Consider the following 18476-nt stretch of genomic DNA (forward strand, 5'->3'; position numbering starts at 1 on the left):
CTGAATCCGTCGTGCAGACTGCTGTTTGTTATCCATGTTCATCCCCGCCCTTAGGAGCGTTCCTTGAGAGTCAGGCTGCGCGGACGCTCCAGCCAGCCGCCCTCACCATCAGGAACGATTTCAATCACGTCGATCTTGGCTTCGCTGATCGCAACGATCTTGCCGTCGTTGCGCCCAAGGTAGTCACCCACTCGTACCCGATGCACCCCTCCTGCACCTTTTACGAGAGCGAATGTCTGGTTATCCCTGGCCAGCGTGCCGACCATCTCGAAAGTCTCGATATTGAAGCCTTCGAGGAACTGCTTGACCCGCGTCTCATCGGGCTTGATGACCTTGTTGCCCTTCTGCTTGACCGCCAGGTCGATCTTCACCGGCGGCTGGAAGGGACTGCGCAGGGACGAGGCGCTGTAGGTGAATGCCTCGTATGCCTGGAACTTGGGCAGCGGCTCGATAGCCCCTTTCGGGCGAGCCCTGACTTCGTCCAGGTAAGCCTGCAGGTCGGCAAAATCACCACCCGAGCCACAGCCATTCAAGGTCAGGAGCAGAAAACTGCAGATAATCAGGCGCCCCCTCATTTCTTCGCTCCCGCAGTCGGGGCCGTCGTCTTCACGCCCTTGTCGTTATACCGGTAGGTCTTTGCCAGGATGCTCATGCGCAGCTTGGAAGTGCTATCGGGGCTTGCGGGTTTGATCTCGAAATCATGCAGGGTCACGATCCGCGGCAGGCTGGACACACCACTGACGAAGGTCGCCAGGTCGTGATACCCGCCCACGACGCTGATCTGGATAGGCAATTCGATGTAGAACTGCTGCGTCACTTCCGGCAGCAGCTTGATCTCCTCGAATTCGAGGCCGCTACCCAGGCCGGTGCGGGTGATGTCTTCCAGCAGCCCGGGGACCTCGGTATCGCTCGGCAGTTGACGCAGCAAGGCGCCGAAGGATTCTTCCATCTCCTTCATCTGCACCTTGTAAGCATCCAGGTTCGCCGCCTGGAACGCCTTGGTTGCGAATTGCTGCTTGAGGGTCTGCTCCTCGTCGCGGTTGCGATCAAGCTGCTCCTGCAGGTCCTTCAGGTGGAAGTTGTACCCAAGCGCCAGCACCACCGCCATCAGCAGCACGCAGGCAATCACCTTGACCGCCGCCGGCCAGGAGCCGAGGTTGTTCAGATCAAGATCGTTGATGTCGATCTTGCGCAAGCTCTCCAGGGAACTGGCCAGACTCATTTCTTGGCTCCTTGCGCGGGACTTTTCTTGTCCTGTTCCTCACTGCCGGGCTGGGTCTGCTGCACGGTCAACTGGAAGACGTTTGCCTGATCCAGGGCGCCCTGGGTGACCGCCTTCACTTCGGTCAGGTTCGGCGCAGTCAGCCACTCGGACGAGTCCAGGTTACGCATGAGGTTGGAGACGCGGTTGTTGGATTCGGCCGCGCCGGCAATGGCGATGGACTTCCCGGACATCTTCAGCCCGGTGAAGTACACGCCATCGGGCAGGGTCCGAACCAGCTGGTCGAATACACGGCCGATGATCGGGCGGTTACCCTGCAGGTCCTGGATGATCTTCATGCGCTCGAGCAATTGCTGGCGGCGAGTCTTCAGCTCGCTGATCTCCTTGATCCGCGCATCCAGCACGGCGATTTCCTTGCGCAGGAAGTCGTTGCGCGCGCCCTGGTTCTCGATGGCCGAGTTGAAGTACTGGTCGCCCAGGAAGATCACGGCCCCGGAAGCCAGCAGCACAGCGCCCAGAATCACCAGGAAGCGCTGCTTGCGTTCCTCGCGCAGCTGCTCCCGCCAGGGCAATAGGTTGATGCGTGCCATCAGTCGAAACTCCTCATCGCCAGACCGCAGGCAATCATCAGCGCAGGCGCATCACTGGCCAGCGCACCGGCGTTGACCTTGCCGCTCAGCACCATGTCGGCGAACGGGTTGGCCACCAGGGTCGGAGTACCGATCTTCTGCTGTATCAGGCGATCCAGGTCCGGAATGGACGCGGTGCCGCCTGCCAGCAGGATGTAGTCCACATCGTTGAACTGACCGGCCGCGAAGAAGAACTGCAGCGAACGGGACACCTGCTGAACAACGGCGTCCTTGAACGGCTGCAACACTTCGCTGTCGTAGTCATCCGGAAGACCGCCCTGCTTCTTGGCGAGACCCGCTTCCTCGACCGACAGTCCATAGCGCCGCTGGATTTCCTCGGTGAGCTGCCGCCCGCCAAAGAGCTGCTCGCGCGTATAGATGGTGCGGCCATGGTGCAGCACACTGAGCGTGGTCATGGTGGCGCCGATGTCGACCACCGCAACTGTGAGCTCGTCGGCATTGCCGCCCAGCTGGTCTCCCAGCAGACTGAACGCTCGCTCCAGCGCGTAGGCCTCCACATCGACGACCTTGGCCGTGAGGCCCGCAAGCGCCAATGCCGCTTCACGCACCTCGACGTTCTCCTTCCGACAAGCAGCAAGAAGAACATCGACGCGATCCGCGTTGCGCGCTGACGTACCCTGCACCTCGAAGTCGATAGCGACCTCTTCGAGGGGGTAGGGGATGTACTGGTCGGCCTCGATCTTGAGCTGATTTTCCAGCTCGTCGTCCGAGAGCCCGCCGTCCATCTCGATGGTTTTGGTGATGACCGCCGAGCCGGCAACCGCGACCGCAGACGTCTTCACTGCGGTCCGCGCCTTGGCGACCACACGTGACAACGCCTGGCCGACACCCTCCAGCTCAGCGATGTTCTTTTCTACGACTGCGTTGGGCGGGAGCGGCTCGACAGCATAGGCCTCTACCTTGTAGCGGCCTCCAGAGCGGCTCAATTCGAGAAGTTTGACCGAAGTCGAACTGATGTCTATCCCCAGCAGCGTGTTCGCTTTCTTATTGAAGAGCCCTAGCACGACTGATTTCCTATCAGCATCCGAGACTTACGGACGATTTATGTTTTTCCACATTAGATACCAGACTTGACACCTGCGCAAATGGCTTGCCAGCAAAAAAACTGCTTATAATGTGATCAGCTTTTCCCTTTTTACCGCACCATCCGCTTAACTCTTTCTTTTCTCTGGAAATCCAAGACCTTCCGATGCGCCTGCTGAAGTTTCTGTGGTGGACCTGCGTCACCATTATTTGTGGAGTGCTGCTCAGTTTCAGCGGCGCCTATCTGTACCTCAGCCCGAACCTCCCGTCCGTGGAAGCCTTGCGCAACGTGCGCTTGCAGATGCCGCTGCGCGTGTACAGTGCTGATAACAAATTGATAGCAGAGTTTGGCGAGATGCGCCGAACGCCGATTCGATTTGCTGAAATCCCCCCGGATTTCACCCACGCACTGTTATCGGCTGAAGATGACAATTTCGCCAACCATTATGGCGTGGACGTCAAAAGCCTGATGCGTGCTGCCGCGCAATTATTGAAAACCGGGCACATCCAGACCGGCGGCAGTACGATCACCATGCAGGTGGCGAAGAACTATTTCCTCACCAACGAACGCAGCTTCTCCCGCAAGATCAACGAGATATTGCTCGCCCTGCAGATCGAGCGCTCGCTTACCAAGGACGAGATCCTCGAGCTCTACGTCAACAAGATCTACCTGGGCAACCGCGCCTATGGCGTGGAAGCCGCCGCCCAGGTCTATTACGGCAAATCCATCAAGGACCTGAGCCTGGCGCAGATGGCGATGATTGCCGGCCTGCCCAAGGCGCCGTCACGCTATAACCCGCTGGCCAATGCCGCACGCAGCCTGGAACGACGCAACTGGATTCTCGAGCGCATGCTCAAGCTCGGCTTCATCGACCAGCCGCGCTACCAGGCTGCCATCCAGGAGCCCGTGGGCGCGTCCTACCACGTCCAGACTCCGGAACTGGCCGCCCCCTACATCGCCGAGATGGCCCGCGCCGAACTGGTCGGCCGCTTTGGCGGCGACGCCTACACCGAGGGTTATCGCGTCTATACCACCGTGCGCAGCGACCTGCAGGAAGACGCCAACACCGCCCTGCGTGAAGGCCTGCAGGATTACGACCAGCGGCACGGCTACCGAGGCCCCGAGACCCGCCTACCCGGCAAGACCCGTGACGCCTGGCGCCAGGCAATTGCACAGCAGCGCCCGCTGGGCGGCCTGGAACCGGCCATCGTCACCCAGGTCGAGAAGAGTGGCGCCATGGTCATGACCCGCGACGGCAAGGAAGAAGCGCTGGGCTGGGACGGCATGAAGTGGGCTCGCCCCTACCTGAGCAACAACAGCATGGGCCGCATGCCCAGCCAACCCAGCGACGTGGTGCAGGCGGGCGATGTGATCCGCGTACAGCGCAAGGACGACGGCTCGCTGCGCCTGACCCAGGTGCCGGCGGCGCAGAGCGCCCTGGTCTCGCTCAACCCGCAGGACGGCGCGATCATGGCGCTGGTGGGCGGCTTCTCCTTCGAGCAGAGCAACTACAACCGCGCCACCCAGGCCCGCCGCCAGCCCGGCTCCAGCTTCAAGCCGTTCATCTACAGCTGTGCGCTGGACAACGGCTTCACCGCTGCCTCGCTGATCAACGACGCCCCGGTGGTGTTCTATGACGAATACCTGGACAAGGTGTGGCGTCCGAAGAACGACACCAATACCTTCCTCGGCCCGATCCCCATGCGCGAGGCGCTGTACAAATCGCGCAACATGGTGTCGATCCGAATTCTGCAGGCGCTGGGCGTTGACCGCGCACGCAACTGCATCAGCAAGTTCGGCCTGAACAAGGACGACCTGCCGCCGAACCTCTCCATGGCCCTGGGCACCGCGACCCTGACGCCAATGGAGATCGCCAGCGCCTGGACCGTCTTCGCCAACGGCGGCTTCAAGGTCTCGCCGTACATCGTCCAGCGCATCGAGAGCCGTGACGGCCAGGTGCTGTACCAGGCCAACCCGCCCAGCATCCCGCAGAACGAGGAGCAGGTACAGACGCAGGCACAACCTGCTCCTGCCGACGCCTTTGGCAACGACGACCCGAGCCAGGCCAAGACCACGATCGAACCGGCCGCCGCCGAGCGCGTCATCGATGCGCGCACTGCGTACATCATGACCAGCATGCTGCAGGACGTAATCAAACGCGGGACCGGTCGCCGCGCCCTGGCCCTCAAGCGTGATGACCTGGCGGGCAAGACCGGCACCACCAACGAGTCGAAGGACGCCTGGTTCTCCGGCTTCAACGCCGACTTCATGACCACCGTATGGGTCGGCTTCGACCAGCCGGAAAGCCTCGGCCGCGCGGAATACGGCGGCAACGTCGCCCTGCCGATCTGGATGCGCTACATGGGCGCAGCGCTGAAAGACAAGCCATCGCACCTGTTGCCCGAGCCGCCCGGCATGGTCAGCCTGCGTATCGACCCGGTCACTGGCCGCGCGGCGCCTCCGGGCACCCCGGGCGCGTACTTCGAACTGTTCAAGAACGAAGACACACCGCCTTCGATGAACGAACTGGCACCCGGCAGTGCTCCTGGCAGTGGAATGCCAGCGGAGGAAGAAGCGCCGATCGACCTGTTCTGATGAAAAGGCCCCTCCCCGGAGGGGCCCTTTCATTTCGGGAATCGCCTCGACAAAATCATAGCACTTAGCCAACTCATTGATTAATCTGTGCTTTGCGGCGGCGAACAACCCCGGGCGACCGACCCCATCCGGCACGTCAGGGGCTTCCCGCAGCAACTTCTTCAGGAGTGTCGGATGCAACGCGCCGCACCAGGATGGCTGTTCTGCCTGTCCACTCTCCTGCTCGGCGCGCCCCTGTTGCGCCTGCTCGCGCAACCCCGTTCGCTCGAGAGCGCTCCGGACCTCGTCTACCTCGACCAACTGTTTGCCGCCCTGATTGCCAGCGCAGGCCTGGCGGGGTTGCTCATCGCCTTCCTGCTGCGACTGGCGGGACGGACCCCGGTAGCACTGGCGCTCCTTCGGTGCGGTTTCGCCCACCACGGAACACTATAAGTGGCTGCTGGCGGGCCTGATGGCTTACGCGCTGGCGCTCGCGGCAATCCATTGGGCGAGCCAGACAGGGAACCGCGCGCGCCAGGTGCTGCGCTACCTGGGCTTCGTCCTGTTGCTGCCGTGGTGCCTGGGCCTGATCTATCTGGCGCGACTCTACTACTGAGGCAGGTCGCGCCAGGTCAGGTAGACGCGCAGGTCGAACTCCAACTGGTGATAGCCAGGCAGCATGTGCTCGCAGAGCTGGTAGAAGGCCTTGCTGTGATCGCGTTCCTTCAGGTGCGCCAGCTCATGAACGACGATCATCTGCAGGAATTCGGGGGCGGCGTCCTTGAACAGCGAGGCGACGCGGATTTCCTTCTTCGCCTTCAGCTTGCCGCCCTGCACGCGAGAGATCGCCGTATTCAGGCCCAGCGCACGCTGCACCACGTCGAGCTTGTTGTCGTAGAGGACCTTGTCCACCGCCGGCGCGGTGCGCATGTATTGCTGCTTGAGGTCCATCGCATAGCTGTACAGAGCCTTGTCGCTCTGCACGTCGTGACGGCTCGGATACCGGCGCTGCAGATACTCGCCCAGGCGGCCCTGCTCGATGAGTTGGCGAACCTGTTCCTGAAGTTGTGTCGGATAGGCCTGGAGATAGCGAAGCGGCTGCATGGCAAGCGACTGGCGGCGGAAACACCCGCCAGTCTAACGCATCCCCGGTCAGACCAGGGCGCGGGTGCTGTAGGCCTCGGTGCGATAGGGGAAGGCGATTTCGTTTTGCCCCTTCAGCGCCGGATGTGTGGAGATCAGCTCGTGCAGCTGCTCCGCAACGCGCTGCTTCTGCTCGTCCGGCAGCGCCGCGATGAAGCTGACCGACAGGGTGCGGGCGACAATGACCTGTTCCGGCGGGCCGACATGCTGGTAACTGAACTCGCGCAGGCGCAGGTCTTCGAAGCGCGACCCGGCAAAGGCGCGGCGCCATTGCCCCGTGTGAAAGCGTGGCGTGCTGCCCTCGTAGCGTTCGAGGATGCGCGTGACCTGGGCGACCCAGTCGACCCGCTCGTCGCGCACATTCCAGACCAGCCCGAGATGGCCACCCGGCCGCAGCACGCGGTGGATTTCTGCCAGCGACCGCTGGTCAGCGAACCAATGGAACGCCTGGGCACAGGTCAGCGCGTCGACACTGTCCGCTGCCAGCGGCATGGCCTGGGCGGTCCCGTTGAGCACCTTCACGGCGCCCAGCGATGCGCTCAGTTGCTCCCGCATCGCCGCCACCGGCTCGATAGCGGTGACTTGCGCGCCCGTGCGCAACAACAGGGAGGTGAACTTGCCGGTGCCCGCGCCGAGGTCGACGACTTCCTTGCCGGCTCCAATATCCAGCTCCTCGCCAAGCCAACCCAGCAGCTCTTCGGGGTAGTCTGGCCGGCCGTGGGCATAGGCCTTCGCCTCACGGGTAAAACCTTCCTGCGCGCTGCCATGTACATCCGTCATCGTGCCTCCAGAGCCCGCCCGGACCGAGCACCAGCGCTCAGCGGAACCGGCAGGCCTTGCCGTCGAGATAGTTACGGTAGCAGGTGAGCAGGCGCGAGTCCTTGATGCGGCAGCGCTTCTGTCGGCATTCGCTGGAGAACTCGAAGCGGCCACCATCCGGATCGCCCAATTGGATACGGATAGCCGGCCAGCCCCGCTTCGGAGCCTTTTCCGGCGTGCTCAGTACGCGGCTCTCGTTCTCCACCAGGGCTGCACCCGCCTCGGCATAATCGAAGACGAACAGCAGGGTGCGCGAAGTCTTGAGCGTACATTCCTGGTGAGTCAGGCAGTTCTGCGCGTCCGCCGGCAGGTCCACCGGAGGCTTGGGTGGCGGCGCGACAGGCGTGGCCGGGCGCAGTGAACAACCGGCGAGGAACGTCAGCAGCAGGATGCAAAGCAAGGCACGCAGCATCGGCGTTTTCCTTCTGGCGGATACGAAAGAGCCCCGCAGGGCGGGGCTCTTCAGCTCTTCAGCTCTTCAGCTCTTCAGCTCTTCAGAAACAGAGAGAGAGAGCGAAAGCGGGAACCGGGCTCGGGATCAGTTGACCTTCGACACCAGCTCACCCTTGGCGTAACGCTGGAACATGCCTTCCAGGGAGATCGGCTTGATCTTCGAGGCATGGCCGGCAGTGCCGAAGGCTTCGTAGCGAGCGATGCAGATATCGCGCATGGCGACGATGGTCTTGGCGAAGAACTTGCGCGGGTCGAACTCGCTCGGCTGCTCGGCCATCATGCGGCGAATGGCACCGGTGGAAGCCAGGCGCAGGTCGGTGTCGATGTTGACCTTGCGCACGCCGTGCTTGATGCCTTCGACGATTTCCTCGACCGGCACGCCGTAGGTTTCCTTGATGTCGCCGCCGAACTCGTTGATCACCTTCAGCCACTCTTGCGGCACCGAGGAGGAGCCGTGCATCACCAGGTGGGTGTTGGGGATGCGCTTGTGGATTTCCTTGATGCGCTCGATGGAGAGCACGTCGCCGGTTGGCGGCTTGGTGAACTTGTAGGCGCCGTGGCTGGTGCCGATGGCGATGGCCAGCGCGTCGACCTGGGTCTTCTTGACGAAGTCGGCGGCTTCTTCCGGGTCGGTCAGCAGTTGGCTGTGATCCAGCACGCCTTCGGCGCCGACGCCGTCTTCTTCGCCGGCCATACCGGTTTCCAGGGAGCCCAGGCAGCCCAGCTCACCTTCCACGGACACGCCGCAGGCGTGGGCGAAGGCAACGGTCTGCTGCGTGACGCGGACGTTGTATTCGTAGTCGGCCGGGGTCTTGCCGTCTTCCTTCAGCGAGCCGTCCATCATGACGGAGGAGAAGCCCAGCTGGATGGAGCGCTGGCAGACGTCAGGGCTGGTGCCGTGGTCCTGGTGCATGCACACCGGAATGTGCGGGAATTCTTCGATGGCCGCGAGGATCAGGTGGCGCAGGAAGGGAGCGCCGGCGTATTTGCGGGCGCCAGCGGAGGCCTGCACGATCACCGGGGAATCGGTCTTGTCGGCCGCTTCCATGATGGCGCGCATCTGCTCCAGGTTGTTGACGTTGAAAGCCGGAACGCCGTAGCCGAACTCGGCGGCGTGGTCCAGCATTTGGCGCATGCTGATGAGTGCCATGGTCTTCGCTTCTCCCAGAAGTCAGGCTCGGTTACACGAGCCCCTTAACTACATGTTTGGAAGCCTGCCGCAGGGGCAGGCCGTGTTCAAGTCTTCCGGCGCGTGCCGGACAGTCGGCGCTCAGCGCGCCTTGCAACCCCGGCCGATCAGGTCGTTGCTCTCGACCCAGTAGACCAGGCCCTGGTCGCCTTTGATGCTCAAGCCGATCAGCCCGTCGCTATAGAAAGCGCCGGAGCCGCCGGGTTCCTCTTCCAGGTGATGGACCACATCGTCTTCACCCAGCTTCAGGTCGACCACCGACCTGCTGGGATCGACGTAGCGCCACTGCACCTGGGCTTCGCTGTCGCAGACCCACTGGTTCCAGCCGCTGCCCGAAGCGGCCTTGCCGCCGGACGAATGGCTGGAGCAGCCCGCCGTCAGCGATAGGGCCAGGACCGGGACGATATAACGCAGCATCGGGCGACTCTCCTTCGGGCGGACGCGCCGCCGGATATCCAATGCGCCAGATTGCCCGTCCCGCCGCAGGAACGCCAGCGCCGCCTGTACTCGCGCACAGGCGGCACTGTCAGATCGTGATCCCGACCCTCAGTTGACTGCCTCAGGGGCAGTTCACCGGTTTCTGGTCAGGCGTCGGATCGCCGCTGCTCTGGCTCTCCACCCGCTCGCGGTTCTGGTCCGAAGGCACCATGACCGGCGGCGGGCTCATCACTTCACAGGTACTGGGGGCGCCACCGCTTCCGGCGCAACCCACCAGCACGAGGCAAAACGACAGCACAGGGGTGACAGCTCGCATGACCCTTCTCCTTGGCATCCGTACAAGGCTTGTGACCCGAGGATGCCGCAGAGGTTTGCTTTACTGTCGCCCGGCAGTACAGCCAGGATCAGGCCTTGGCGCGCTGCTCCAGCACTTCCACGGCCGGCAGGACCTTGCCCTCGACAAACTCGAGGAAGGCGCCACCACCGGTGGAAATGTAGGAGATCTGCTCACCGATGCCGTACTTGTCGATCGCCGCCAGGGTGTCGCCACCGCCGGCGATGCTGAAGGCGCTGCCTTCGGCGATGGCCTTGGCCAGGGTCTTGGTGCCTTCGCCGAACTGGTCGAACTCGAATACGCCCACCGGACCGTTCCACAGGATGGTCTTGGAGGTTTTCAGCAGCTCGGCGAACTGGGCGGCGGTCTTCGGGCCGATGTCCAGGATCATGTCGTCGTCGGCCACGTCAGCGATGTCCTTGACGGTGGCGACGGCAGTCTCGGCGAATTCCTTGGCAACCACCACGTCCACCGGCAGCGGCACGCTGACCTTGGCGGCGATGGCCTTGGCGGTGTCGACCAGGTCGGCCTCGTACAGCGATTTACCGACCTTGTGGCCCGCCGCGGCGAGGAAGGTGTTGGCGATGCCGCCGCCGACGATCAGTTGGTCGCAGATCTGCGCCAGACTGTTCAGCACGTCGAGCTTGGTGGAGACCTTGGAGCCGGCAACGATGGCCGCCATCGGGCGAGCCGGGTTGCCCAGGGCCTTGCCCAGGGCGTCCAGTTCGGCGGCCAGCAGCGGGCCGGCCGCGGCGACCTTGGCGAACTTGGCCACACCGTGGGTCGAACCCTCGGCGCGGTGAGCGGTGCCGAAGGCGTCCATGACGAACACGTCGCACAGGGCGGCGTATTGCTGGGCCAGTTCGTCGGCGTTCTTCTTTTCGCCCTTGTTGAAGCGCACGTTTTCGAACAGCACGACTTCGCCGGGCTTCACCTGGACGCCGCCCAGGTAGTCCTTGACCAGCGGCACGGCGCGGCCAAGGGCCTTGGACAGGTAGTCGGCGACCGGCTGCAGGCTGTTCTCTTCGGAGAACTCGCCTTCGGTCGGGCGGCCCAGGTGCGAGCAGACCATCACTGCCGCGCCCTTCTCCAGGGCCAGCTTGATGGTCGGCAGCGAGGCCAGGATGCGCGCGTCGCTCTTGACCACACCGTCCTTCACCGGAACGTTGAGGTCTTCGCGGATCAGCACGCGCTTACCTTGGAGGTCGAGGTCGGTCATCTTCAACACGGTCATGACAGTCAGTCCTGTTGGGGCTGTTTGATTAACGTTCGGTAGCGGCGACACGCAGGTAGTGGCCTGCGGTGTCGAGCATGCGGTTGGCGAACCCCCACTCGTTGTCGAACCAGGCCAGCACGTTCACCAGCCGGGGGCCGGAAACGCGGGTCTGGCTGCCATCGACGATGGCCGAGTGCGGGTCATGATTGAAATCACAGCTGGCGTGGGGCAGCTCGGTGTACGCCAGCAGGCCTTTCAGCGGGCCCTCGGTGGCAGCCTGGCGCAGCACCCGGTTGATCTCCTGCGCGGACGTATCGCGGGAAACCTGCAGGGTGATGTCCAGGGCCGAGACGTTCACCGTCGGCACCCGAATGGCTTTGGCCTGGATTCGCCCGGCGAGTTCCGGCAACAGGCGCTCGATACCGCGCGCCAGCCCCGTGGACACCGGAATCACCGACTGGAAGGCGGAGCGCGTACGGCGCAGGTCTTCGTGGTGATAGGCGTCGATCACCGGCTGGTCGTTCATCGCCGAGTGGATGGTAGTGATCGAGACGTACTCGATGCCCACGGCCTCGTTCAGCAGCTTGAGCAGCGGCACGCTGCAGTTGGTGGTGCAGGAGGCGTTGGACACCAGCGTCTCGGTACCGGAGAGGCCCTGCTGGTTGATGCCGAAGACCACGGTGGCATCGATGTCCGCTTCGCTGGCCATCGGCTGGGAGAACAGCACCCGCGGCGCGCCAGCGCCGAGGAAGCGCTCGCCGTCGGCGCGGGTGTGGTAGACGCCGGAGCATTCCAGCACCAGGTCGATGTCCAGGGCGCGCCAGTCGATGGCCTCGGGCTCGGCTTCGCGGAACACCTTCACACAGTCGGCGCCGACATGCAGGCATCCGTCGGCCACGCTCACCTCGCCGGGGAAGCGGCCGTGGGTAGAGTCGAAGCGGGTAAGGTATTCCAGGCTGGCCAGGTCCGCCAGGTCGTTCAGCGCGACAATGGAGAAATCGGCCTTGGCGCCGCGTTCGTGCAGGGCACGGAACACGCAGCGGCCGATACGGCCATAGCCGTTGAGGGCAACTCGGTAAGGGCGCTTGGACATTGTTATCCCTTGGTGATCGCTGCCGGGGCGTTAAGCGCCCCGGCAGGCTCAGGCGCTCGTCAGGCTTCGAGCAGCTCGGCGGCGACTTCCAGCACGTTCTCGACGGTGAAGCCGAAGTGCTCGAACAGCGCCGGGGCCGGGGCCGACTCACCGAAGGTGGTCATGCCGATCACGCGGCCTTCCAGGCCGACGTACTTGTACCAGTAGTCGGCATGGGCGGCTTCGATGGCGATGCGCGCAGCCACCTGGACCGGCAGTACGGCCTGCTTGTAGCCGGCGTCCTGCTGGTCGAAGACGCTGGTGGACGGCATGGAGACCACGCGCACCTTGCGGCCTTCGGCGCTGAGCTTGTCGAACGCCTGGACGGCCAGGCCGACTTCGGAGCCGGTGGCGATCAGGATCAGCTCCGGCTCGCCGTCGCAGTCCTTCAGCACGTAGGCGCCACGCGCCACGTCGGCCAGCTGGGCGGCGTCGCGCGGCTGGTGTGGCAGGTTCTGGCGGCTGAAGATCAGCGCGGACGGACCGTCGGCACGCTCGATGGCGTACTTCCAGGCCACCGCGGACTCCACGGCATCGGCGGGGCGCCAGGTATCCAGGTTCGGGGTCAGGCGCAGGCTGGCCAGCTGCTCGATCGGCTGGTGGGTCGGGCCGTCTTCGCCCAGGCCGATGGAGTCGTGGGTGAACACGTACAGCACACGCTGCTTCATCAGGGCGGACATGCGCACCGCGTTGCGGGCGTATTCCATGAAGATCAGGAAGGTCGCGCCGTAGGGGATGAAGCCGCCATGCAGGGCCACGCCGTTCATGATGGCGCTCATGCCGAATTCGCGGACACCGTAGAACAGGTAGTTGCCGTTGGCGTCGTCGGCGCTCACGCCCTTGCAGCCCTTCCACAGGGTCAGGTTGGAGCCGGCGAGGTCGGCGGAGCCGCCCAGCAGTTCCGGCAGCAGCGGGCCGAAGGCGTTCAGGGCATTCTGGCTGGCCTTGCGGCTGGCGATGGTCTCGCCTTTCAGCGCGACGTCGGCGACGTAGGCGGCGGCCTTCTCGGCGAAATCGGCCGGCAGCTCACCGGCAACGCGGCGCTCGAACTCAGCGGCCAGCTCCGGATGTGCGGCCTGGTAGGCAGCAAAACGCTTGTTCCACTCGGCCTCACGGGTGGCGCCGCTATCCTTGGCGCTCCACTCGGCGTAGATGTCCGCCGGGATTTCGAACGGCGCGTGGTTCCAGCCCAGCGCGGCGCGAGTGGCGGCCACTTCGTCGACGCCCAGGGCGGCGCCATGGCTTTCTTCCTTGCCCTGCTTGTTCGGCGAGCCGAAGCCGATGATGGTCTTGCAGCAGATCAGGGTCGGCACGTCGCTCTTGCGGGCGGTCTCGATGGCGGTCTTGATCTCGTCGGCGTCATGCCCGTCGACATTGCGGATCACCTGCCAGCCGTAGGCCTCGAAGCGCTTGGGGGTGTCATCGGTGAACCAGCCGTGGACTTCGCCGTCGATGGAGATGCCGTTGTCGTCGTAGAAGGCAATCAGCTTGTTCAGGCGCAGGGTGCCGGCCAGCGAGGCGACTTCATGGGAGATGCCCTCCATCATGCAGCCGTCGCCCAGGAAGGCGTAGGTGTAGTGGTCGACGATGCTGTGGCCGTCGCGGTTGAACTGTGCGGCCAGCACTTTCTCGGCCAGCGCCATGCCCACGGCGTTGGCGATGCCCTGGCCCAGCGGGCCGGTGGTGGTCTCGACGCCGGCGGTGTAGCCGTACTCCGGGTGGCCCGGGGTGCGCGAGTGCATCTGGCGGAAGTTCTTCAGGTCATCGACGGTGACGTCGTAGCCGGTGAGGTGCAGCAGCGAGTAGATCAGCATCGAGCCGTGGCCGTTGGACAGTACGAAGCGGTCGCGGTCGGCCCACTGCGGGTTGCTCGGGTTGTGCTTGAGGTAGTCGCGCCAGAGGACTTCGGCGATATCCGCCATGCCCATGGGGGCGCCGGGATGGCCGCTGTTGGCTTTCTGCACGGCATCCATGCTCAGTGCGCGGATGGCGTTGGCTCGCTCACGACGGCTGGGCATCGCTGAATCTCCTGCGGGGGCTGCTTCGAAAGATCGAAGGGAATGAAAAAAGGCCGGCATTTTCGCCCAGCGGGGCCCTGTGGGGCAATGACAGATCGCCAGATGGCTGATGCAAGGCATGGGGTTGCGACACCCAATCGGTCAAAAACCACTCATCCGCCAATATCAAAACTTTTTGATACAGCTATTGCCCACCCCGGAAGCCACGACTAGACTGCGCGACCTATGAGTCTGCGCCTGCCCGAAATCCGCCACGACGATTGCGATCAGCTGGCTGCCCTGTGCAAGGCCGGCGGCGATCCGCTGCGGCTGAATGTGCTGCGGGTGCTGGCCAACGATTCGTTCGGCGTGCTGGAGCTGGCGCATATCTTCGGTGTCCGCCAGTCGGGCATGAGCCACCACCTGAAGGTGCTCGCCCAGGCCGGCCTGGTCGCAACGCGCCGCGAAGGCAACGCGATCTTCTATCGCCGCGCCCTGCCCCAGGGTGAAAGCCTGGGTGGCACGCTGCACGGGGCGCTGCTCGAAGAAGTGGACGAGCTGGCACTGGCCGACGACGTCAGCGCCCGCATCGATGGCGTGCACGCCCAGCGCGCCGCCGTCAGCCGCGACTTCTTTGCCCGCAGCGCGGAGAAGTTCCAGGCGACCCAGGACCTGATCGCAGGACTGCCGCAATACCGCGAAAGCGTGCTGGCGCTGCTCGATGCACTGAGCTTCGCCCCCGGCGCCACGGCGCTGGAGGTCGGCCCCGGCGACGGCGGATTCCTCCCCGAGCTGGCCCGGCGTTTCGCTCAGGTCACGGCGCTGGATAACAGCCAGGCCATGCTCGAGATGGCGCGGCAACGCTGCGCCAGTGAAGGTTTGAATAACGTCCGGCTGCGGCTGGGCGATGCCCTGCAGGACGTCGACGACGCGGCGGACTGCGTGGTGCTGAACATGGTGCTGCACCACTTTGCCGCACCGGCGGAGGCCGTGAAGCAGCTGGCGCACCTGGTGAAACCCGGTGGCAGCCTGCTGGTGACCGAACTCTGCAGCCACGACCAGAGCTGGGCCCGCGAGGCCTGTGGTGACCTCTGGCTGGGGTTCGAACAGGAAGACCTGGCCCATTGGGCCGACGCCGCCGGGCTCGCGTCCGGCGAAAGTGTTTACATCGGTTTACGCAATGGCTTTCAGATCCAGGTACGGCACTTCGCCAAACCGGATTCGCGAAGCGTCCTCACCCACCGGTAAATGATAGGAACCGTTAGATGAGCGAATACTCTGTTTTCACCTCCGAATCCGTCTCCGAAGGCCATCCGGACAAGATCGCGGACCAGATTTCCGATGCGGTGCTCGACGCCATCATCGCCAAGGACAAATACGCCCGCGTGGCCTGCGAAACCCTGGTGAAGACCGGTGTCGCGATCATTGCCGGCGAAGTCACCACCTCCGCCTGGGTCGACCTGGAGGACCTGGTGCGCAAGGTCATCATCGACATCGGCTACAACAGCTCCGACGTCGGCTTCGACGGCGCCACCTGCGGCGTGCTGAACATCATCGGCAAGCAGTCGGTGGACATCAACCAGGGCGTCGACCGCGCCAAGCCCGAAGACCAGGGCGCTGGAGACCAGGGCCTGATGTTCGGCTACGCCAGCAACGAAACCGACGTGCTGATGCCCGCGCCGATCTGCTTCTCGCACCGTCTGGTGGAGCGCCAGGCCGAGGCCCGCAAGTCCGGCCTGCTGCCGTGGCTGCGTCCCGACGCCAAGTCCCAGGTCACCTGCCGCTACGAGAACGGCAAGGTCGTCGGCATCGACGCCATCGTCCTGTCCACCCAGCACAACCCGGAAGTCAGCTACAAGGACCTGCGCGAAGGCGTGATGGAGCTGATCATCAAGCAGGTGCTGCCGGCCGAGCTGCTGCACAAGGACACCCAGTTCCACATCAACCCGACCGGCAACTTCGTGATCGGCGGCCCGGTGGGCGACTGCGGCCTGACCGGCCGCAAGATCATCGTCGATTCCTACGGTGGCATGGCCCGTCATGGCGGCGGCGCGTTCTCCGGCAAGGACCCGTCCAAGGTCGACCGTTCTGCCGCCTACGCCGGCCGCTACGTGGCCAAGAACATCGTTGCCGCAGGTCTGGCCGAGCGTTGCGAGATCCAGGTGTCCTACGCCATCGGCGTGGCCCAGCCGACCTCCATCTCGATCAACACCTTCGGCACCGGCAAGATCAGCGACGACAAGATCATCCAGCTGGTCCGCGAGCACTTCGACCTGCGTCCGTACGCGATCACCAAGATGCTCGACCTGCTGCACCCGATGTACCAGCCGACCGCGGCCTACGGCCACTTCGGTCGCAACCCGTTCGAAATGACCTACGGTGACGACACCTTCACCGCCTTCATCTGGGAGCGCACCGACAAGGCCGCCGCCCTGCGTGACGCCGCCGGCCTGTAAGACCCGGTAGCAGGAAAAGCCCCGCCTCGGCGGGGCTTTTTCGTTTCTGGTCGCTGACTTCCGACACAGCACAGCGAAGTCTCCTTCGCCTCCCTCGGCCACGACCGCCGCGCAGCGCTTCTAGGCTGCCCCTCACTTCCTCGTGCGGAGGCTGCCATGCCACGCCTGCTACCCGCCCTGCTGCTTTGTCTTGCTTCCACCCTCCAGGCCTGCCCGGACTGGCCGGCCGAACAGGCACCCCAGCAGATCGACGCGCTCCGTGCACAGCTGAAGCAGTGGGACGACGCCTACCACCGCGACGGCCACTCACCGGTCGCCGACGAACTCTACGACCAGGCCCGCGAACGGCTGCAGCAATGGCAGCTGTGCTTCCCGCAAACCCCTGCCGGCCCGGAATCACCGCTGGCCAGCAGCGCCGGGGAGGTTCGCCATCCCTTCGTCCACACCGGCCTCGACAAGCTTCCCGATGCCTTGGCCGTGCGCACCTGGCAGCTGAACCGCAGCGATCTCTGGGTGCAACCCAAGGTCGATGGTGTGGCGGTCACGCTGGTCTACCGCAAAGGTCGGTTCGTCCAGGCGATCAGCCGCGGCGACGGCACTGCCGGGCAGGACTGGACCGCCAATGCGCAGCGGATCGCGGCAATCCCCAAGGAACTACCCGGCACGGACGCTGAGCTGGTCCTGCAAGGCGAGCTGTACTAGCGACTGCCTCGGCATGTGCAAGCCCTACAGGGCGGCGCGGGGGCGCGCGGCAAGGTGGCCGGGCTGATGGCGCGCAAGGCGCTTGGCGACGAAGGCACACAGATCGGCCTGTTCGTCTGGGAGCTGCCGGACGGCCCGCTGGAGATGCCCGAGCGCCTGGCACGCCTGCGCCAGCTGGGATTCGGCGACAGCGCCGAGCTGACCGAGGCGGTGGCAGGGCTGCCCGACATCGAGGCGTGGCGCGAGCACTGGTATCACCAGCCCCTGCCGTTTGCCAGCGACGGCATCGTCATCCGCCAGGGCCGCCGGCCACCGGGGCAAGCGTGGAGCGCGCAGGCGCCGGGCTGGGCGGTAGCGTGGAAGTACCCCCATCAACAGGCACTGGCCGAAGTACGGCGCGTGGAGTTCAAGGTCGGCCGCAGCGGACGGGTCACGCCCGTCCTGCATCTCGCCCCGGTGGAGCTGGATGGGCGGACCATCCAGCGCGTCGGCGTCGGCTCGCTCAAGCGTTGGCGCAGCCTCGACGTGCGACCCGGCGACCAGGTCGCCATCGCCCTCGCCGGTCTGACCATTCCACGACTGGACGGCGTGGTCTGGCGTTCGCCGATTCGTCCCGAAATGGCGATACCCAAGGACGAGCAGTTCAACGCCCTCTCCTGCTGGAAACCTACGGAGGGCTGCGAGGAACAGTTCCTCGCCCGACTCGACTGGCTGGGCGGAAAACGTGGCCTGGACCTTTCCGGCGTCGGCCCAGGCACCTGGCGGCGCCTGCACGAAGCCGGCCTGCTGCCGGGGCTGCTCGACTGGATGGCGCTGACCCCGAAGCAACTGAGCCAGGTGCCCGGCCTGGGCGAGCGCAGTGCCGCCAGCCTGCACCAGCAGTTCCAGCTGGCTCACCAACGCTCGTTCGCCGCCTGGCTACGCGCGCTGGGCGCCCTCGCAGCCAACGCCCATCCGGCGGGAGAGGACTGGTCCGCACTGGCCGCCCGCAGCGCGCCGCAGTGGCAGGAGCATCCGGGGATTGGCAAGGTTCGCGCAGCGCAACTGGAAGCCTTCTTCAAGGCGCCGAAAGTCGTGCAACTGCGCGAGCAGTTGCACGACCTCGGCATCGCCGGCTTCTGAGCGCC

The 18476-nt window shown here is 64.6% G+C and carries 18 protein-coding genes and 1 pseudogene; 6 read left to right on the top strand and 13 right to left on the bottom strand.

Features of this window, described 5'->3' with window-relative positions:
* Nucleotides 1-50: 50 nt before the first annotated feature.
* Genes pilP through MJ122_RS20145 form a run of 4 tightly spaced genes read right to left on the bottom strand, consistent with a single transcriptional unit; the run spans nucleotide 51 to nucleotide 2876 of the window.
* Nucleotides 51-575 (bottom strand): type 4a pilus biogenesis lipoprotein PilP, encoded by a 525-nt coding sequence (pilP, locus tag MJ122_RS20130; RefSeq protein ID WP_088416082.1) that lies wholly within the window; start codon nucleotides 573-575, stop codon nucleotides 51-53.
* Nucleotides 572-1222, bottom strand: coding sequence for a type 4a pilus biogenesis protein PilO (gene pilO, locus MJ122_RS20135; protein WP_017520513.1), 651 nt, complete (start codon nucleotides 1220-1222; stop codon nucleotides 572-574). Before pilO ends, pilP begins: the two co-directional genes overlap by 4 nt.
* Nucleotides 1219-1812 carry a type 4a pilus biogenesis protein PilN gene (gene pilN / locus MJ122_RS20140; protein ID WP_017520514.1) on the bottom strand — a complete coding sequence of 198 codons (594 nt, stop codon included), beginning with the start codon at nucleotides 1810-1812 and terminating at the stop codon, nucleotides 1219-1221. The genes pilO and pilN overlap by 4 nt, the downstream gene beginning before the upstream one ends.
* Entirely contained in the window at nucleotides 1812-2876 is a 1065-nt protein-coding gene (locus MJ122_RS20145; RefSeq protein ID WP_017520515.1) for a pilus assembly protein PilM, read from the bottom strand. The genes pilN and MJ122_RS20145 overlap by 1 nt, the downstream gene beginning before the upstream one ends.
* A 185-nt stretch (nucleotides 2877-3061) precedes the next feature.
* Here MJ122_RS20145 and MJ122_RS20150 point away from each other — a divergent pair, with 185 nt between their 5' ends.
* The 3 genes from MJ122_RS20150 (at nucleotide 3062) to MJ122_RS20160 (ending at nucleotide 6086) form a co-directional block, all read left to right on the top strand.
* Nucleotides 3062-5491: a penicillin-binding protein 1A gene (locus MJ122_RS20150; RefSeq protein ID WP_239745828.1), complete on the top strand. Its 2430-nt coding sequence runs from the start codon at nucleotides 3062-3064 to the stop codon at nucleotides 5489-5491.
* A gap of 174 nt (nucleotides 5492-5665) precedes the next feature.
* Entirely contained in the window at nucleotides 5666-5923 is a 258-nt protein-coding gene (locus tag MJ122_RS20155; protein ID WP_239745829.1) for a hypothetical protein, read from the top strand.
* Between the two features lie 19 nt (nucleotides 5924-5942).
* The gene (locus MJ122_RS20160; RefSeq protein ID WP_239745830.1) at nucleotides 5943-6086 is read left to right on the top strand and encodes a hypothetical protein; all 144 of its coding nucleotides are present in this window, start codon (nucleotides 5943-5945) and stop codon (nucleotides 6084-6086) included.
* Here the strand turns inward: MJ122_RS20160 and MJ122_RS20165 are convergent.
* From MJ122_RS20165 to tkt, 9 genes are all read right to left on the bottom strand, one after another.
* A complete protein-coding gene (locus tag MJ122_RS20165) occupies nucleotides 6080-6574 on the bottom strand; it encodes a M48 family metallopeptidase (protein ID WP_088416079.1) in 495 nt (164 codons plus the stop codon). The two genes, MJ122_RS20160 and MJ122_RS20165, sit on opposite strands and share 7 nt — an antisense overlap.
* Nucleotides 6575-6622: 48 nt before the next feature.
* Nucleotides 6623-7393: a class I SAM-dependent methyltransferase gene (locus MJ122_RS20170; RefSeq protein WP_239745831.1), complete on the bottom strand. Its 771-nt coding sequence runs from the start codon at nucleotides 7391-7393 to the stop codon at nucleotides 6623-6625.
* Nucleotides 7394-7430: 37 nt separating this feature from the next.
* A complete protein-coding gene (locus MJ122_RS20175; protein WP_239745832.1) occupies nucleotides 7431-7844 on the bottom strand; it encodes a hypothetical protein in 414 nt (137 codons plus the stop codon).
* Nucleotides 7845-7970: 126 nt separating this feature from the next.
* A complete protein-coding gene (fba, locus tag MJ122_RS20180) occupies nucleotides 7971-9035 on the bottom strand; it encodes a class II fructose-bisphosphate aldolase (protein ID WP_024764154.1) in 1065 nt (354 codons plus the stop codon).
* Nucleotides 9036-9155: 120 nt separating this feature from the next.
* The gene (locus tag MJ122_RS20185; protein WP_088416076.1) at nucleotides 9156-9491 is read right to left on the bottom strand and encodes an MliC family protein; all 336 of its coding nucleotides are present in this window, start codon (nucleotides 9489-9491) and stop codon (nucleotides 9156-9158) included.
* 142 nt (nucleotides 9492-9633) lie between these two features.
* Nucleotides 9634-9828, bottom strand: a complete 195-nt coding sequence (locus MJ122_RS20190) for a hypothetical protein (protein WP_026079214.1) — start codon at nucleotides 9826-9828, stop codon at nucleotides 9634-9636.
* Nucleotides 9829-9916: 88 nt separating this feature from the next.
* Nucleotides 9917-11080 carry a phosphoglycerate kinase gene (locus MJ122_RS20195; protein WP_088416075.1) on the bottom strand — a complete coding sequence of 388 codons (1164 nt, stop codon included), beginning with the start codon at nucleotides 11078-11080 and terminating at the stop codon, nucleotides 9917-9919.
* A gap of 28 nt (nucleotides 11081-11108) precedes the next feature.
* Nucleotides 11109-12155, bottom strand: a complete 1047-nt coding sequence (gene epd / locus MJ122_RS20200) for an erythrose-4-phosphate dehydrogenase (RefSeq protein WP_088416074.1) — start codon at nucleotides 12153-12155, stop codon at nucleotides 11109-11111.
* 59 nt (nucleotides 12156-12214) lie between these two features.
* The gene (tkt, locus tag MJ122_RS20205; protein WP_239745833.1) at nucleotides 12215-14212 is read right to left on the bottom strand and encodes a transketolase; all 1998 of its coding nucleotides are present in this window, start codon (nucleotides 14210-14212) and stop codon (nucleotides 12215-12217) included.
* Nucleotides 14213-14437: 225 nt separating this feature from the next.
* Here tkt and MJ122_RS20210 point away from each other — a divergent pair, with 225 nt between their 5' ends.
* The 3 genes and pseudogenes from MJ122_RS20210 to ligB all read left to right on the top strand — a co-directional run bounded on the left by MJ122_RS20210 (nucleotide 14438) and on the right by ligB (nucleotide 18471).
* The gene (locus MJ122_RS20210) at nucleotides 14438-15439 is read left to right on the top strand and encodes a metalloregulator ArsR/SmtB family transcription factor (protein WP_239745834.1); all 1002 of its coding nucleotides are present in this window, start codon (nucleotides 14438-14440) and stop codon (nucleotides 15437-15439) included.
* Nucleotides 15440-15456: 17 nt separating this feature from the next.
* Complete coding sequence (metK, locus tag MJ122_RS20215; protein WP_239745835.1) at nucleotides 15457-16647, top strand: methionine adenosyltransferase; 1191 nt, start codon at nucleotides 15457-15459, stop codon at nucleotides 16645-16647.
* A 156-nt stretch (nucleotides 16648-16803) separates the two neighbouring features.
* A pseudogene (ligB, locus tag MJ122_RS20220) lies at nucleotides 16804-18471 on the top strand (NAD-dependent DNA ligase LigB).
* Nucleotides 18472-18476: the final 5 nt, after the last annotated feature.

The sequence above is a fragment of the Pseudomonas sp. DP-17 genome (genome assembly GCF_022380625.1).
Taxonomy (GTDB): Bacteria; Pseudomonadota; Gammaproteobacteria; order Pseudomonadales; family Pseudomonadaceae; genus Pseudomonas; species Pseudomonas nitroreducens_A.

Excerpts from the sequence above, each read along its gene's own strand:
- pilP (WP_088416082.1), bottom strand. The coding sequence starts at position 575 with ATGAGGGGGCGCCTGATTATCTGCAGTTTTCTGCTCCTGACCTTGAAT.
- pilO (WP_017520513.1), bottom strand. The coding sequence starts at position 1,222 with ATGAGTCTGGCCAGTTCCCTGGAGAGCTTGCGCAAGATCGACATCAAC.
- pilN (WP_017520514.1), bottom strand. The coding sequence starts at position 1,812 with ATGGCACGCATCAACCTATTGCCCTGGCGGGAGCAGCTGCGCGAGGAA.
- MJ122_RS20150 (WP_239745828.1), top strand. The coding sequence starts at position 3,062 with ATGCGCCTGCTGAAGTTTCTGTGGTGGACCTGCGTCACCATTATTTGT.
- MJ122_RS20155 (WP_239745829.1), top strand. The coding sequence starts at position 5,666 with ATGCAACGCGCCGCACCAGGATGGCTGTTCTGCCTGTCCACTCTCCTG.
- MJ122_RS20160 (WP_239745830.1), top strand. The coding sequence starts at position 5,943 with ATGGCTTACGCGCTGGCGCTCGCGGCAATCCATTGGGCGAGCCAGACA.
- MJ122_RS20165 (WP_088416079.1), bottom strand. The coding sequence starts at position 6,574 with ATGCAGCCGCTTCGCTATCTCCAGGCCTATCCGACACAACTTCAGGAA.
- MJ122_RS20170 (WP_239745831.1), bottom strand. The coding sequence starts at position 7,393 with ATGACGGATGTACATGGCAGCGCGCAGGAAGGTTTTACCCGTGAGGCG.
- MJ122_RS20175 (WP_239745832.1), bottom strand. The coding sequence starts at position 7,844 with ATGCTGCGTGCCTTGCTTTGCATCCTGCTGCTGACGTTCCTCGCCGGT.
- fba (WP_024764154.1), bottom strand. The coding sequence starts at position 9,035 with ATGGCACTCATCAGCATGCGCCAAATGCTGGACCACGCCGCCGAGTTC.
- MJ122_RS20185 (WP_088416076.1), bottom strand. The coding sequence starts at position 9,491 with ATGCTGCGTTATATCGTCCCGGTCCTGGCCCTATCGCTGACGGCGGGC.
- MJ122_RS20190 (WP_026079214.1), bottom strand. The coding sequence starts at position 9,828 with ATGCGAGCTGTCACCCCTGTGCTGTCGTTTTGCCTCGTGCTGGTGGGT.
- MJ122_RS20195 (WP_088416075.1), bottom strand. The coding sequence starts at position 11,080 with ATGACCGTGTTGAAGATGACCGACCTCGACCTCCAAGGTAAGCGCGTG.
- epd (WP_088416074.1), bottom strand. The coding sequence starts at position 12,155 with ATGTCCAAGCGCCCTTACCGAGTTGCCCTCAACGGCTATGGCCGTATC.
- tkt (WP_239745833.1), bottom strand. The coding sequence starts at position 14,212 with ATGCCCAGCCGTCGTGAGCGAGCCAACGCCATCCGCGCACTGAGCATG.
- MJ122_RS20210 (WP_239745834.1), top strand. The coding sequence starts at position 14,438 with ATGAGTCTGCGCCTGCCCGAAATCCGCCACGACGATTGCGATCAGCTG.
- metK (WP_239745835.1), top strand. The coding sequence starts at position 15,457 with ATGAGCGAATACTCTGTTTTCACCTCCGAATCCGTCTCCGAAGGCCAT.